Annotated in this window: 11 protein-coding genes; 7 read left to right on the forward strand and 4 right to left on the reverse strand. The window is 63.3% G+C overall.

What is annotated here, in order from left to right:
* The 3 genes from rsxC to rsxA all read right to left on the reverse strand — a co-directional run.
* On the reverse strand, window positions 1-1,888 hold a 1,888-nt coding region (rsxC, locus tag F3I62_RS15150), incomplete at its 3' end, for an electron transport complex subunit RsxC (protein WP_160490475.1).
* Window positions 1,885-2,460 carry an electron transport complex subunit RsxB gene (gene rsxB / locus F3I62_RS15155; protein WP_160490476.1) on the reverse strand — a complete coding sequence of 192 codons (576 nt, stop codon included), beginning with the start codon at window positions 2,458-2,460 and terminating at the stop codon, window positions 1,885-1,887. The genes rsxB and rsxC, both read right to left, overlap by 4 nt.
* Complete coding sequence (gene rsxA / locus F3I62_RS15160) at window positions 2,457-3,041, reverse strand: electron transport complex subunit RsxA (RefSeq protein WP_160490477.1); 585 nt, start codon at window positions 3,039-3,041, stop codon at window positions 2,457-2,459. The genes rsxB and rsxA overlap by 4 nt, the downstream gene beginning before the upstream one ends.
* 277 nt (window positions 3,042-3,318) lie before the next feature.
* On the opposite strand from rsxA, the gene F3I62_RS15165 reads away from it, so the two are divergent.
* Genes F3I62_RS15165 through F3I62_RS15190 form a run of 6 tightly spaced genes read left to right on the forward strand, consistent with a single transcriptional unit; the run spans window position 3,319 to window position 9,418 of the window.
* A complete protein-coding gene (locus F3I62_RS15165) occupies window positions 3,319-3,711 on the forward strand; it encodes a type IV pilin protein (RefSeq protein ID WP_160490478.1) in 393 nt (130 codons plus the stop codon).
* The gene (pilV, locus tag F3I62_RS15170) at window positions 3,711-4,274 is read left to right on the forward strand and encodes a type IV pilus modification protein PilV (RefSeq protein ID WP_178122517.1); all 564 of its coding nucleotides are present in this window, start codon (window positions 3,711-3,713) and stop codon (window positions 4,272-4,274) included. Before F3I62_RS15165 ends, pilV begins: the two co-directional genes overlap by 1 nt.
* Window positions 4,271-5,371 carry a PilW family protein gene (locus F3I62_RS15175; RefSeq protein ID WP_256667779.1) on the forward strand — a complete coding sequence of 367 codons (1,101 nt, stop codon included), beginning with the start codon at window positions 4,271-4,273 and terminating at the stop codon, window positions 5,369-5,371. The genes pilV and F3I62_RS15175 overlap by 4 nt, the downstream gene beginning before the upstream one ends.
* Window positions 5,368-5,844 carry a PilX N-terminal domain-containing pilus assembly protein gene (locus F3I62_RS15180; RefSeq protein ID WP_160490479.1) on the forward strand — a complete coding sequence of 159 codons (477 nt, stop codon included), beginning with the start codon at window positions 5,368-5,370 and terminating at the stop codon, window positions 5,842-5,844. The genes F3I62_RS15175 and F3I62_RS15180 overlap by 4 nt, the downstream gene beginning before the upstream one ends.
* A 26-nt stretch (window positions 5,845-5,870) precedes the next feature.
* Window positions 5,871-8,909, forward strand: a complete 3,039-nt coding sequence (locus F3I62_RS15185) for a pilus assembly protein (protein ID WP_256667780.1) — start codon at window positions 5,871-5,873, stop codon at window positions 8,907-8,909.
* A gap of 11 nt (window positions 8,910-8,920) precedes the next feature.
* A complete protein-coding gene (locus F3I62_RS15190) occupies window positions 8,921-9,418 on the forward strand; it encodes a GspH/FimT family pseudopilin (protein WP_160490481.1) in 498 nt (165 codons plus the stop codon).
* A 60-nt stretch (window positions 9,419-9,478) separates the two neighbouring features.
* On the opposite strand, the gene metG is transcribed toward F3I62_RS15190, so the two are convergent.
* Window positions 9,479-11,521, reverse strand: coding sequence for a methionine--tRNA ligase (gene metG, locus F3I62_RS15195; RefSeq protein WP_160490482.1), 2,043 nt, complete (start codon window positions 11,519-11,521; stop codon window positions 9,479-9,481).
* Between the two features lie 222 nt (window positions 11,522-11,743).
* Between metG and apbC the strand changes: the two genes are divergently transcribed.
* The gene (gene apbC, locus F3I62_RS15200) at window positions 11,744-12,838 is read left to right on the forward strand and encodes an iron-sulfur cluster carrier protein ApbC (protein ID WP_160490483.1); all 1,095 of its coding nucleotides are present in this window, start codon (window positions 11,744-11,746) and stop codon (window positions 12,836-12,838) included.
* Window positions 12,839-12,942 lie beyond the last annotated feature (104 nt).

Here is a 12,942-nt window from a genome sequence, read left to right on the forward strand (position 1 = left end):
GCGCTGCGCTTTGCAGGGCTTCCAGAGCCTGCTCGGCGGCGGCCAGCTGCTGGCGGGCCTGCTGCTGCTCGGCTTGCTGCTCGGTGGTGGGGCTTTCCAGCTTCTCCAGCTTGCGCAGCTGGGCCTTGAGCATGGCGGCTTCGATCTTGGCCTTTTTCAGGGCTTCGTCAGCCGGCGGCGCGGCTGTGGCTGCCGGGGCGCTGGCCTGCACGGCTTCCAGGGCTTTCTGTGCGGCCTCGGCGGCGGCGCGCAGGCTGCTGACTTGGGCCTGCAACTCCGGGGTGTCGTGGCTGGCCAGCTGTTTCTCGGCCTTTTTCAGGGCGACCTGGGCCATGCTGGCTTCGATCTTCAGGCGCTTGAGCCGGTCGTCGGCGGCTGGCGCTGCGGCAACCGGTGCGGCGCTGGCGGCTGCGGCCTGGGCCGCCTTGGCCTTGGCGGCGCGCTCGGCACGGGCCAGGCGCTCGGCTTCCTTGCGATCTTCCTCGCGGCGCAGGCGCTCCTGGCGCAGTTCGAAGCGCTGCTTGGAGTGCTCGGCCTTGTGCTGTTTCTGTTCCAGGTCGCGGATCTCGGCCTTGGCCGCGCGGTAGTACTGCACCAGCGGAATGCTCGACGGGCAGACATAGGCGCAGGCGCCACACTCGATGCAGTCGAACAGGTTGTGCGCCTTGAGCTGTTCGTGCTGCTGGCCGAGGGCGAAGAAGTGCAGCTGTTGTGGCAGCAGGCTGGCCGGGCAGGCTTCGGCACATTCGCCGCAGCGGATGCACGGCATGGCCGGCGGCGGCGCGGGCAGCTCCTCGCGGGTCGAAGCCAGCAGGCAGTTGCTGGTCTTGATCAGCGGCACGCCGAGGTCGGGCAGGGTGAAGCCCATCATCGGCCCACCCATCACCAGGCGATTGAGCTTGGCCTTATCCAGCCCGGCGAAGTCGAGCAGCTCACCTACCGGCGTGCCGATCAGCGCCTCGACGTTACCGGGGCGGCTGAGGGCCTCGCCTGTGAGGGTGGTGATGCGCGAGATCAGCGGCTTGCCCAGCACGATGGCGTCATGGATGGCCACGCAGGTGCCAACGTTCTGGCAGAGCATGCCGATATCGGCCGGCAGGCCGCCGCTGGGCACTTCCACGCCGGTGAGGATCTGGATCAACTGCTTCTCGCCACCGGACGGGTACTTGGTGGGGAACACCTTGAGGGTGTAGCTGCGCTCGGCCAGGGCCACGCGCACGGCGGCGATGGCCTCGGGCTTGTTGTCCTCGATGCCGATCAGCACCTGATCCGGCTGGATCAGCTGCACCAGGATGTCGATGCCGGAGATCAGCTCGGCGGCGCGTTCGCGCATCAGCACATCGTCGGCGGTGATGTACGGCTCGCACTCGGTGCCGTTGATGATCAGCGTGTGGATCTTCTGTGTCGGCCGCGCGGTGAGCTTGACCGCGGTGGGGAAGCCGGCGCCGCCCAGGCCGTTGATGCCGGCCTGGCGGATCTTCTCCAGCAGTGCGGCGGGCTCCAGGTGCCGGTAGTCCGGGCAGGGCTGCAGGTCGGTCCACTGCTCCAGGCCGTCGCTGTCGATGACGATGGCCGCCGCCGGCATGCCGGACACATGCGGGTAGGGCTGCGGCCCGATGAAGCCGACGGTGCCGGAAGTCGGCGCATGCAGGGCGGCGCTGACGAAGCCGTTGGCCTCGGCGATCTTCTGGCCCTTGCGCACATGCTCGCCCACCGCCACGCAGGGTTCGGCGGCGGCGCCGATATGCTGGCCCAGCGGCAGGATCAGGCGCCTGGGCAGCGGCGCCGGCTGGATCGGCGTGCGGTTGGAGAGGCTCTTGTGCTCCGCCGGGTGGATGCCGCCGGGGATGTCCCAGATCTGCTGGGCGTGGTCGATCAAGGTGCTCATGCGGCGTGCTCCCGGTCGCTGGCGATCAACTGGCCGGGGGCCAGCGGCAGCTGCCATTTCCAGGTCTGCACGGTGCTGCCGAGCGGAATCATGTCGATGCAGTCGACCGGGCAGGGCTCGACGCACAGGTCGCAGCCGGTGCATTCGCTGACGATTACCGTGTGCATCTGCTTGGCTGCGCCGACTATGGCATCCACTGGACAGGCCTGGATGCACTTGGTGCAGCCGATGCACTCGGCCTCGCGGATATAGGCGACCATTTGCGGTTTCTCGCCTTCGACGGCGTCCAGTGGCTCGGCCTCGACATCCAGCAGATCGGCCAGGGCCTGGATCGTCGCCTCGCCGCCTGGCGGGCACTTGTTGATCTTGTCGCCACCGGCAATCGCCTCGGCGTAGGGCTTGCAACCCGGGTAGCCGCACTGGCCGCACTGGGTCTGCGGCAGCAGGGCGTTGATCTGCTCGGCGATCGGGTCGCCCTCGACCTTGAAACGCACGGCGGCGAAACCGAGGATGGCGCCGAACACCAGGCACAGGCCGAGCAGGGCGAGGACGGCGATCAGCACCAGGCTCATAGCTTGATCAGCCCGGCAAAGCCCATGAACGCCAGCGACATCAGCCCGGCGGTGATCAGGCCGATGGCGGCGCCCTGGAAGGACTGCGGCACGTCGGCGATGGCGATGCGCTCACGCAGGGCGGCGAACAGCACCAGCACCAGGGAGAAACCCAGGCCGGCGGCAAAGCCATTGGCGGTGGCGGTAATAAAGGTGAACTCGGCCTTGTTGGCGTTGAGCAGGGCCACGCCGAGGACGATGCAGTTGGTGGTGATCAGCGGCAGGAAGATGCCCAGCACCCGGTAGAGCAGGGGGCTGGTCTTGTTCACCACCATCTCGGTGAACTGCACCACCACGGCAATCACCAGGATGAAGCTGATGGTGCGCAGAAACTCCAGGCCCAGCGGCTCCAGCACGTACTCCTGCATCAGGTAGCTGCACATGGCGGCCAGGGTCAGGACGAAGGTAGTGGCCAGCGACAGGCCGATGGCGGTCTCGATCTTCTTCGATACGCCCATGAACGGACACAGTCCGAGAAACTGCACCAGTACGAAGTTGTTGACCAGGATGGCGCTGACCATGATCAAGGCGAGTTCGGTCATCGGGTTACCGTTGCGGGCGGAAAGGCCGGAGGAGGAGGGCGCTTATTATCGGGAAGAGCCTCTGCGCCTGCAATGCGCGGCGTGAACTACCGCTCAGGGGTGAAAAATGTCCGTTCCTCCAATTAGGACACCATTTGTCCGCGTGCTAATGTGCAGCCCCGGTTGATATAACTAAGCTCGAACTCAACGGAATGACGAGCTGTACAAAAAAAGCACCGCCACGGAAGGTCTCCAGCCAATGCGCTTGCGCATTCGAAGTTCGCAGGAGTGACCTACATTGGAATCACAGCAGTTGCGCGGCTTTACCCTGATTGAACTCATGGTGACGGTCGCCATTGTCGCTATCCTCGCTGCCATTGCTTTGCCGAGTTATCAGCAATACGTCATCCGCGGTAATCGCACCGCCGCTCAGGCGCAGATGATGGAAATTGCCAACCGGCAAAGACAGATGCTCCTCGCCAATCGTGCCTATGCCAGCAAGACGGAGCTGCAAAACAGCGGCTATGCATTGCCTGACGATATCGGCAGCCGTTACGACTATGACATTACTGTCGGCACAGGCACGGTGCCTACGTTCACCATTACTTTCACCGCCAAGGGCTCTCAGGCTAGCGACGGTGATCTCACCCTGAACAATCAGGGCGAGAAGACCCCTGCGGCTAAGTGGTGATGGTCATGCGCGACTCTAGACCGAATGAGTGCGGGATTGGCCTCATCGAGGTGCTGATCACCATGGTTATCCTCGCGGTTGGCCTGCTGGGTGTCATGGCGCTGCAGGCCAAGTTGCAGGAGTCCGAGATGGAATCCTACCAGCGCTCGCAGGCGCTGATCCTGCTGGATGACATGGCCAGTCGCTTGGCTGCCAACCGCAATGCCGCCAGCAGCTATGTCACGGGCTCATCCAGCCCGCTGGGTGCAGGCTCGGACTGCCCGACAGGCACCTCCACCCAGCAGGAGGTAGATGAGTCTGAATGGTGCGAAGCCTTGCAGGGGGTTGGCGAACTGAATGGCTCCAGTCGGGTGGGGGCCATGGTCGGTGGTCGTGGCTGTGTCGAGTCCATAGGCAGCAATCAATACCTGATCACCGTCGCCTGGCAGGGGGTTGCCCCATTGGTGGCTCCGCCGGCTGGCATCGCCTGCGCCAAGAATGCATACGACCAGGCCGGCAGTGCTTGCGCGAATGATCTGTGTCGGCGTGTCGTCACCACCATCGTCCGAGTCGCACCGCTATGAAGATGCCCCTGCAAGCAAGTCGAGGATTCGGTCTGATCGAGTTGATGGTGGCCATGACCATCAGCCTGGTGCTGGTTGCGGCTACCCTGACGCTCTATCTGGACATGAGTCGCAACAACAACGAATTGGCCAAGACCAATATGCAGATGGAGAGCGGTCGCCTGGCCATCGCTCTGTTGCGCGACGACCTGATCCACGCCGGTTTCTGGGACGGCTTCATCCCGATGTTCGACGACATGACCGCCAAGGTCGAACCGACGGATTACCCCGACGAGATTCCATCGCCCTGCGTCGCCTTTTCTGGCTGGGATGCCGCGGGTATTACCAACCGTATTGGTTTACCGGTTGATCTCTATACGGATGTGCCCAGTGACTGTTCGGCTGTACTACCCGACAAGGTAGAGGACAGCGACGTCCTGGTCGTACGCCACGTACAGACTTGTGCAGCCGGGGATGCCGGTTGCGAGGCGGAAGTATCCGGCAAGTTGTATTGGCAGACCTCCGGTTGCGAGGGCGAGTCAGCCTATCTGCTGGCCACCAGCGGGCTTACCCTGAATAAGCGCGATTGTGTGACCCCTGCGCCCCTGCGCAAGTTCGTCAACAACATCTATTACATTCGTGACTATGCCGTAACTCCCGGTGATGGCATTCCCACCCTGATGCTGTCGACGTTGGACCTGTCCGCTGGTTCGGTGACTCAGCTGGCCGCCTCGCCGATGATCGAGGGAGTCGAAGCCATGCGCTTCGAGTTCGCCGTGGATGCCTTGAGCGACAGTGGCGAGGCCATCGCGCCGACTGCTGCGGTGCTCTGGGCCAACGACAAGAACCGGACGTCGCCGCGCAACCGTGGCGATGGCGCACCCGATGCGACCTGCACCTCGTCCACGCCCTGTGCTCTGGATGACTTGGCCAATACCGTAGCAGTCAAGGTGCACCTACTGGTGCGCAGCCTCGAACCGACCCAGGGCTACAACTCCACCAAGACCTACAGTCTTGCCGGGGAGACTTTTGGTCCGTACTCGGATGCCTTCCAGCGCCATGTGTATTCCACCACGGTGCGCTTGATCAACGTTTCCGGCCGGAGGGAAACCCCATGAAAGCCCGACAACAAGGTGTTGCCCTGATCATCGCCCTGATCATGTTGCTGTTGATGACGGTGATGGCGGTTTCCGCTTTCAACCTGAGTTCGACGAATGTCGAGGCGGTGGGGAATCAGCAATGGCGCGGTGAGGCGCTGGCGGCGGCCGATATCGCCATCGAACAGATCATCGGTGCGGCCGACCTGGCCAAGACTGACCCGGCGGCCGATGAAATCAATGTGGATATCAACCGCGATGACACCACGGATTACGTGGTGGCTGTGGATGAGCCGCTATGCGTGCAGGCGAAGCTGTCCAGCAGTGCGCCCCCAAGCAGCTTGACTCTGGTGGGCATGTCCAACTCGACCTGGAACACCGTTTGGGAAATCGTGGCGACCGTGCAGGATGCAGATACTGGCGCCTCCGTCAAAGTTCGATCGGGAGTGCGGGTGCTGCTCTCCGATGATCGCAAGAACAAGATTTGTTCATGAGGGTTAGTGCCATGAGAAGCGTCCTGATGAGAGGCCTGCTGGCGGCTGCGCTGGCATCCGCCAGTGTTGTCCATGCCGAGGACATTGACCTGTTCGTGGGCAACCCTCCCAGCGCCAATGAGGCGCCGAACATCCTGATCGTGCTGGATAATGGTGCCAACTGGACTGCGACCTCCGATGTGACCGGCGGTCCTGTCTACGAGAGCGAGATGGCGGCCCTGGCCTCGGTGATCGGATCGATCCCGGTGGATCGCTTCCGCGTTGGTGTGATGATGTATTCGGAGACCGGCAACAAGGGTGGCTTGAGCAACTCGGGGGACTCCGGCGCCTATGTGCGTGCGGCCATTCGCCCGCTCAATGCGGCGAACAAGACAGCCTACGCCAACCTGGTTTCCAGCCTGAATGCGGAGGACAAGGGCAACGGCACCAAGCTGGCCTTGGCGATGGAGGAGTCTTACCTGTATTTCGCGGCCAAGGCTCCTTACGCCGGCAACAACAAGGCCAAGACCGACTATACCGGCAACCTGGCCGGTACCGCGCAATCTGCTGCAGTCTATGCCCTGACGGGCAATGCCCTGGCCAGCAAGGCTGCGACCAAGTACAACAGCCCGATCGCTTCGGGTTGTGCGAAGAACTTCGTTATCTACATCAGCAATGGCCCGGCCCAGGACAACAACAGCGACCGTACTCAGGCCACCAATGCTCTGGCGGCGCAAGGCGGCGCTACCACTGCCATCCCCATTTCACCCAGCGGCATGCAGGATAACCCCGCCGATGAGTGGGCTCGTTTCATGAAGAAGAGCCCGGAACAGATCACCACTTATACGGTGGAGATCGACCGCGGCGACCAGACCCAGGACAAGGCCATGACTGCGCTGATGCAGAGCGTGGCACGAGTCAGCAGCGGCAAGTACTTCTCGGTTTCCAGCGATGGTTCGGATATCGCCGAGGCCCTGAACTCGATCTTTTCGGAAATCCAGTCGGTCAACAGCGTGTTCGCCTCGGTGAGTCTGCCGGTCAGCGTCAACACTCAGGGGACCTACCTGAACCAGGTGTTCGTCGGCATGTTCCGCCCGGATCAGAATGCCTTGCCCAGCTGGTATGGCAACCTGAAGCAATACAAGCTGGGTCTGGTCAATGGCGACCTCAAACTGCTCGATGCCGATAGCGACAGCGCCATCAACGCCTCAACGGGTTTCATCGCCGAATGTGCCCGTAGCTTCTGGACACCGACCGAGGCAGACAATTACTGGGCCTTCCGTGCGCAGAACGCCGATGCCTGCCTGGCTGCGGCCGGCCTGGAAAGCTCCAACTCCCCGGACGGCAATATCGTCGAGAAGGGCGCACAGGCCTATGTGCTGCGCAGCGATGCGGCGCGCAACGTCTACACCTGTTCGAGCTGCACCAGCTTGGCGAATTTCAATACCAGCAACTCGAATATCGTCCTGCCGGGGGCGGCTGACGATGCAGAGCGCAACGCCATGATCAACTGGCTGCGTGGCCAGGATCTGAAGGATGAGGATGGCGACGCGAATCTGACCGAGATGCGTCCCTCGGTTCACGGCGATGTGGTCCATTCCAGGCCGGTTGCCATCAACTACGGTTCCGCCAGTTCACCGGATGTGGTGGTGTTCTATGGCGGCAACGATGGAGCCCTGCGGGCGGTGAACGGCAATCGCTCCGGAACCTTTAGTAGTTTTGCCGCAGGTGCCGAGCTCTGGTCTTTTATCCCGCCGGAGTTCTATGGCAACGTCAAGCGCCTGTACGACAACACGATCGGCATCAGCTACCCGAATCGCCCTGTCGTCGAGCCGCCTGTCGAGACCATGCCCAAGCCCTACGGGATGGACGGCCCGGTAACGGCCTACAAGGATGCGGACGATGCCTGGATCTTCGCCACCATGCGGCGCGGCGGTCGGGCTGTCTACGCCTTCGATGTCACGGATGCCGATTCGCCTTCCCTGCTCTGGAAGCAGGGCTGCTCGAGCAACTTCCCGACCTCCGGTTCGGTCGATGATTCCGATTGCTCCTCCGGCTTTAGTGGTATCGGCCAGACCTGGTCCACCCCCAAGGTATTCAGCGCGGCTGGCCACACCGGTCCGCTGCTGATCATGGGCGGTGGCTATGACACTTGCGAGGATGCCGATCCGAACAGCTGTGACAGCGACAGCAAGGGCAACAAGGTCTATGTGCTCGATGCCGAGTCCGGTGCGCTGAGAAAGACCTTTACCACCGAGCGTAGCGTGGTGGCCGAGGTGACCCTGGTGCCGAATGCCGCCGGCCAGGGTATCTATGGCTATACCGCGGATCTGGGCGGCAACGTCTACCGCATCAACATGGGTAGCGATGCCCCAAGTGCCTGGACCATGACCAAGGTCGCCTCGCTGGGGTGCGGTTCGTCAAGTTGCACGGCCAACCGCAAGTTCATGTTCGCCCCGGACATCGTGGCCGATGGCGAAGGCTATGCGCTGCTGCTCGGTTCGGGCGATCGCGAGAAGCCGCTGAACAGCTACACCAGCGCCTCTTCCGTCACCAACTACTTCTTCATGCTCAAGGATCGTCCCAACGACAGCACCTGGCTCAGCACCAATAATGGTAGTTGCGGTGATTCCCTGTGCCTGAACTCGTTGCAACCGATCACCTCGTCGGCCACACCCTCATCCGCCGATCTGGCTGGCAAGAAGGGCTGGTACCTGGGGCTTAGTTCGACCGAGCAGGTGGTGACGTCGGCAATCACCGTGTTTGGTATCACTACCTTCAGTACCCACCAACCTTCCGTGCCTGAGGCGGGTACGTGCGCCAGCCTCGGCGATACCCGCGTCTACAACATCAATTACGCGGATGCTTCGCCGCGTGAAGGCGAACCGCGTTTCGCGGATCTGGCGGGTGATGGTCTGCCGCCCTCTCCGGTAGCCGGTATGGTGACGCTGGACGATGGTACGACCGTGCCTTTCGTCATCGGCGCTAACCCGGACTCTCCGCTTGAGGGCAGCCCACCGGTAGAGCAGTTGTCGGTTACCCAGCCTACCTCGCGGGTGTTCTGGAACGTCGAGCAGGCGCAATGAGGAGGCGGGTCATGCAGGCAGGAAGCGTGGCAATGCGGGGTTTCACGCTGGTCGAGCTGATGGTGGCGCTGGTCGTGGCGGCGATTCTGCTGGCCGTCGCCGTGCCCGCCTTCGATAACTTCGTGGTCAGCAGCCGCTTGCGCACCGTTGCCAATAGCCTGTCGGCCAGTGTGCAGCTGGCCAAGAGCGAGGCCATGAAGCGCAATGCTGCGGTTACCCTGTGCAAATCCGCGAATGGCACCAGTTGTGTGACGTCGGGTGGCTGGGAGCAGGGCTGGATCGTCTTGAGTGGCAGCACGGTCCTGCGTCGTCAGCAGGCACTGCCCTCCGGCTATCAGGTGTCGTCCAGCACCAATTCGCTATCGTTTCGGCCCAGTGGCATGGGGTCGACTCAGGCGACCCTGACGGCCTGCCGAGCGAGCCCGGTTGGCAGGGAAGAGCGCGTCGTCACCGTGTCGGCGACCGGACGCGCCATGGTCGAGAAAACCACCGTCGGCAGCTGTTCCTGACCTGGATGTAGGGTTGGCCTTGCGCTCGCCACTGTTGCCAGTGGCGGCGCGGGCTCTCCTCTACTTGACCCGTTGCCCCGGCTTGGCGCCGCTGTCCGGGCTGAGCAGGTAGATTTCCTCGCCGCCGGGGCCGGCGGCCAGGACCATGCCTTCGCTGATGCCGAACTTCATCTTGCGCGCGGCCAGGTTGGCCACGTACAGGGTCAGGCGGCCTTCCAGCTTGCTCGGGTCCGGGTAGGCGCTCTTGATGCCGCTGAACACGTTGCGCTTCTGGTCGCCGATATCCAGGGTCAGGCGCAGCAGCTTGTCGGCGCCTTCGACGAACTCGCACTTCTCGATCAGGGCAATGCGCAGGTCGACGGCGGTGAAGGCGTCGAAGGCGATTTCGGCGGCCAGCGGGTCTTTGACCAGCTCGCCGTTGCCGGCGGGAGCGGCCGGTGCGTCGGTGGCGGCCAGGTCTTCCTTGGAGGCGGCGGTCATGGCGTCGATCTTCGCCGGTTCGATGCGGGTCAGCAGCGGGTTGAACGGGTTCAACTGGTGGTTGGCCAGCGGCGTGCTCAGGTCGCCCCAGCTCAGCGGGGCGACATTGAGGAAGGCCTCGGCATCGGCGGCCAGCTTCGGCAGCACAGGTTTGAGCAGGATCACCAACTGGCGGAACAGGTTGACGCCCAGGGCGCAGATTTCCTGGACTTCGGCCTGCTTGCCTTCGACCTTGTTCAGCGCCCACGGCGCCTTGTCGGCGATCCAGGCGTTGGCGCGGTCGGCCAGGGCCATGATCTCGCGCATGGCGCGGGAGAAGTCGCGGGCTTCATAGGCGTCGGCGATACTCGGCGCGGCAGCCTGGAAGGCGGCCCACAGTTCCGGCTCGGGGTTGGCCTCGACCAGCACCCCGGCGTTGCCCTTGTGGATGAAACCGGCGCAGCGGCTGGCGATGTTGACCACCTTGCCGACCAGATCCGAGTTGACCTTTTGCACAAAGTCTTCGAGGTTCAGGTCGAGGTCGTCGACGCCGCGGCCCAGCTTGCTGGCGTAGTAGTAACGCAGGTATTCCGGATTGAGGTGATCCAGGTAGGTGCGCGCCTTGATGAAGGTGCCGCGCGACTTGGACATCTTCTGCCCGTTGACGGTCAGGTAGCCGTGCACGTTGACCCCGGTGGGCTTGCGGTAGCCGGCGCCTTCGAGCATGGCCGGCCAGAACAGGGCGTGGAAGTTGACGATGTCCTTGCCGATGAAGTGGTACAGCTCGGCGCTCGAGTCCTTGTTCCAGAAGGCGTCGAAGTCCAGCTCCGGGCGCCGCGAACACAGGTTCTTGAAGCTGGCCATGTAGCCGATCGGCGCGTCCAGCCAGACGTAGAAGTACTTGCCCGGCTCGTCGGGGATCTCGAAGCCGAAGTAGGGCGCATCACGGCTGATGTCCCACTCCTGCAGGCCGCCATCCAGCCATTCGGCAATCTTGTTGGCCACGGCATCCTGCAGGGTGCCGCTGCGGGTCCAGGTCTTCAGCATGGCCTCGAAGTCGGGCAGCTTGAAGAAGAAGTGCTTGGAATCGCGCAGCACCGGCACGGCGCCGGAAATGGCCGAGCGCGGGTTCTTCAGCTCGGTCGGTTCGTAGGTGGCGCCGCATTTCTCGCAGTTGTCGCCGTACTGGTCCTCGGTCGCGCACTTGGGGCAGGTGCCCTTGATGAAGCGGTCGGCGAGGAACATGCCCTTCTCGGGGTCGAAATACTGGGTCACCGAGCGGGTGGCGATGTGCCCGGCATCCCGCAGCTTGAGGTAGATGCCGGTGGCCAGCTCGCGGTTTTCCTCGGCGTGGGTCGAGTGGAAGTTGTCGAAGTCGACCAGGAAATCGGCGAAGTCGGCGCTGTGCTCGGCCTGCACGTTGGCGATCAGCTGCTCCGGGGTGATGCCTTCCTTCTCGGCGCGCAGCATGATCGCCGAGCCGTGGGCGTCGTCGGCGCAGACGTAGATGCACTGGTTGCCGCGCAGCTTCTGGAAGCGCACCCACATGTCGGTCTGGATGTATTCGAGCATGTGGCCGAGGTGAATCGAGCCGTTGGCGTAGGGCAGGGCGCTGGTGACGAGAATCTTGCGGGCTTCGGACATGATGATCGGCTGCACTGGTGTTACGAGGGAAGCCGGCAACTATATAGGCGCGGCGGTTTTTTTTCACCCGTGGCGGGGCGGATGGCTGATGTAGGGTGGATCGCGCTGTACCGATCCACCGAGCGACGGCCCTGGTGGATGAAAAGGGCGTCATCCACCCTACGGATCAAGCGCCTGCGGTAATATGCCCACCTGTTTTGCTCAGCCTTTCGGAGTTGCCCCATGAGCGCCGTTACCCGCCAAGTGGTCGAAGCGACCCTGCGCCAGTTCACCGACCCCAATCTCAACCAGGATCCCGTGTCCGCCGGCTGCCTGCGCGAAGTCGAGATCGACGGCGGCAAGGTCCGCGTGCGCCTGGAGCTGGGCTACGCCGCCGGGCTGTTCAAGAACGGCTGGGCGCAGATGCTGCAGATGGCCCTGGAAGGGGTCGAAGGCATCGACAGCGCCAAGGTCGAGGTCGACTGCGTGATTGAGGCGCACAAGGCCCAGGCCCAGGTGCCGGCCTTGGCCAACGTGAAGAACATCATCGCCGTGGCTTCGGGCAAGGGCGGGGTGGGCAAGTCGACCACCGCGGCCAACCTGGCCCTGGCCCTGGCCCGCGAAGGCGCGCGGGTCGGTATCCTCGATGCGGATATCTATGGCCCCAGCCAGGGCATCATGTTCGGCATCGCCGAAGGCACCCGGCCGAAGGTGCGCGACGAGAAGTTCTTCGTGCCGCTAGAGGCGCATGGTGTGCAGGTCATGTCGATGGCCTTCCTCACCGACGAGAACACCCCGGTGGTGTGGCGCGGGCCGATGGTCTCCGGCGCGCTGCTGCAGCTGATCACCCAGACCGCCTGGGACAACCTCGACTACCTGGTGGTCGACATGCCGCCGGGCACCGGCGACATCCAGCTGACCCTGGCGCAGAAGGTGCCGGTGGCCGGCGCGGTGATCGTCACCACCCCGCAGGACCTGGCCCTGCTGGATGCCAAGAAGGGCGTGGAGATGTTCCGCAAGGTCAACATCCCGGTGCTCGGCGTGGTGGAGAACATGGCCGTGCACATCTGCTCCAACTGCGGGCATGCCGAGCATCTGTTCGGCGAAGGTGGCGGCGAGAAACTGGCCAGCCAGTACGGCGTCGACCTGCTGGCCTCGCTGCCGCTGTCGATGGCCATCCGCATGCAGTCGGACGGCGGCAAGCCGACCACCATCGCCGATCCGGAAAGCCAGATCGCCATGATCTACCAGGAAATGGCCCGTTGCGTCGGTGCGCGCATCGCCCAGAGCGGCCTGGGCGCCAGCGCCATGCCGAATATCGAGATCAGCGACGACTGACGATTGGCGGCATTTGCTAAATCGTGCATTGAAGGCTTCCGACGGGAGCCTTTGAAGCGCGCCTTGCCTCCCGGTAAGATGCGCGCTCAGTTTTTCTCCACACC

The sequence above is a fragment of the Pseudomonas sp. R-28-1W-6 genome (assembly GCF_009799925.1).
Lineage (GTDB): Bacteria > Pseudomonadota > Gammaproteobacteria > Pseudomonadales > Pseudomonadaceae > Aquipseudomonas.

Coding starts and splice junctions, on each gene's coding strand:
- rsxB (WP_160490476.1), bottom strand. CDS start 2,460: ATGAGCCTGGTGCTGATCGCCGTCCTCGCCCTGCTCGGCCTGTGCCTG.
- F3I62_RS15175 (WP_256667779.1), top strand. CDS start 4,271: ATGAAGATGCCCCTGCAAGCAAGTCGAGGATTCGGTCTGATCGAGTTG.
- F3I62_RS15180 (WP_160490479.1), top strand. CDS start 5,368: ATGAAAGCCCGACAACAAGGTGTTGCCCTGATCATCGCCCTGATCATG.
- pilV (WP_178122517.1), top strand. CDS start 3,711: ATGGTCATGCGCGACTCTAGACCGAATGAGTGCGGGATTGGCCTCATC.
- rsxA (WP_160490477.1), bottom strand. CDS start 3,041: ATGACCGAACTCGCCTTGATCATGGTCAGCGCCATCCTGGTCAACAAC.
- apbC (WP_160490483.1), top strand. CDS start 11,744: ATGAGCGCCGTTACCCGCCAAGTGGTCGAAGCGACCCTGCGCCAGTTC.
- metG (WP_160490482.1), bottom strand. CDS start 11,521: ATGTCCGAAGCCCGCAAGATTCTCGTCACCAGCGCCCTGCCCTACGCC.
- F3I62_RS15190 (WP_160490481.1), top strand. CDS start 8,921: ATGCAGGCAGGAAGCGTGGCAATGCGGGGTTTCACGCTGGTCGAGCTG.
- F3I62_RS15185 (WP_256667780.1), top strand. CDS start 5,871: ATGAGAGGCCTGCTGGCGGCTGCGCTGGCATCCGCCAGTGTTGTCCAT.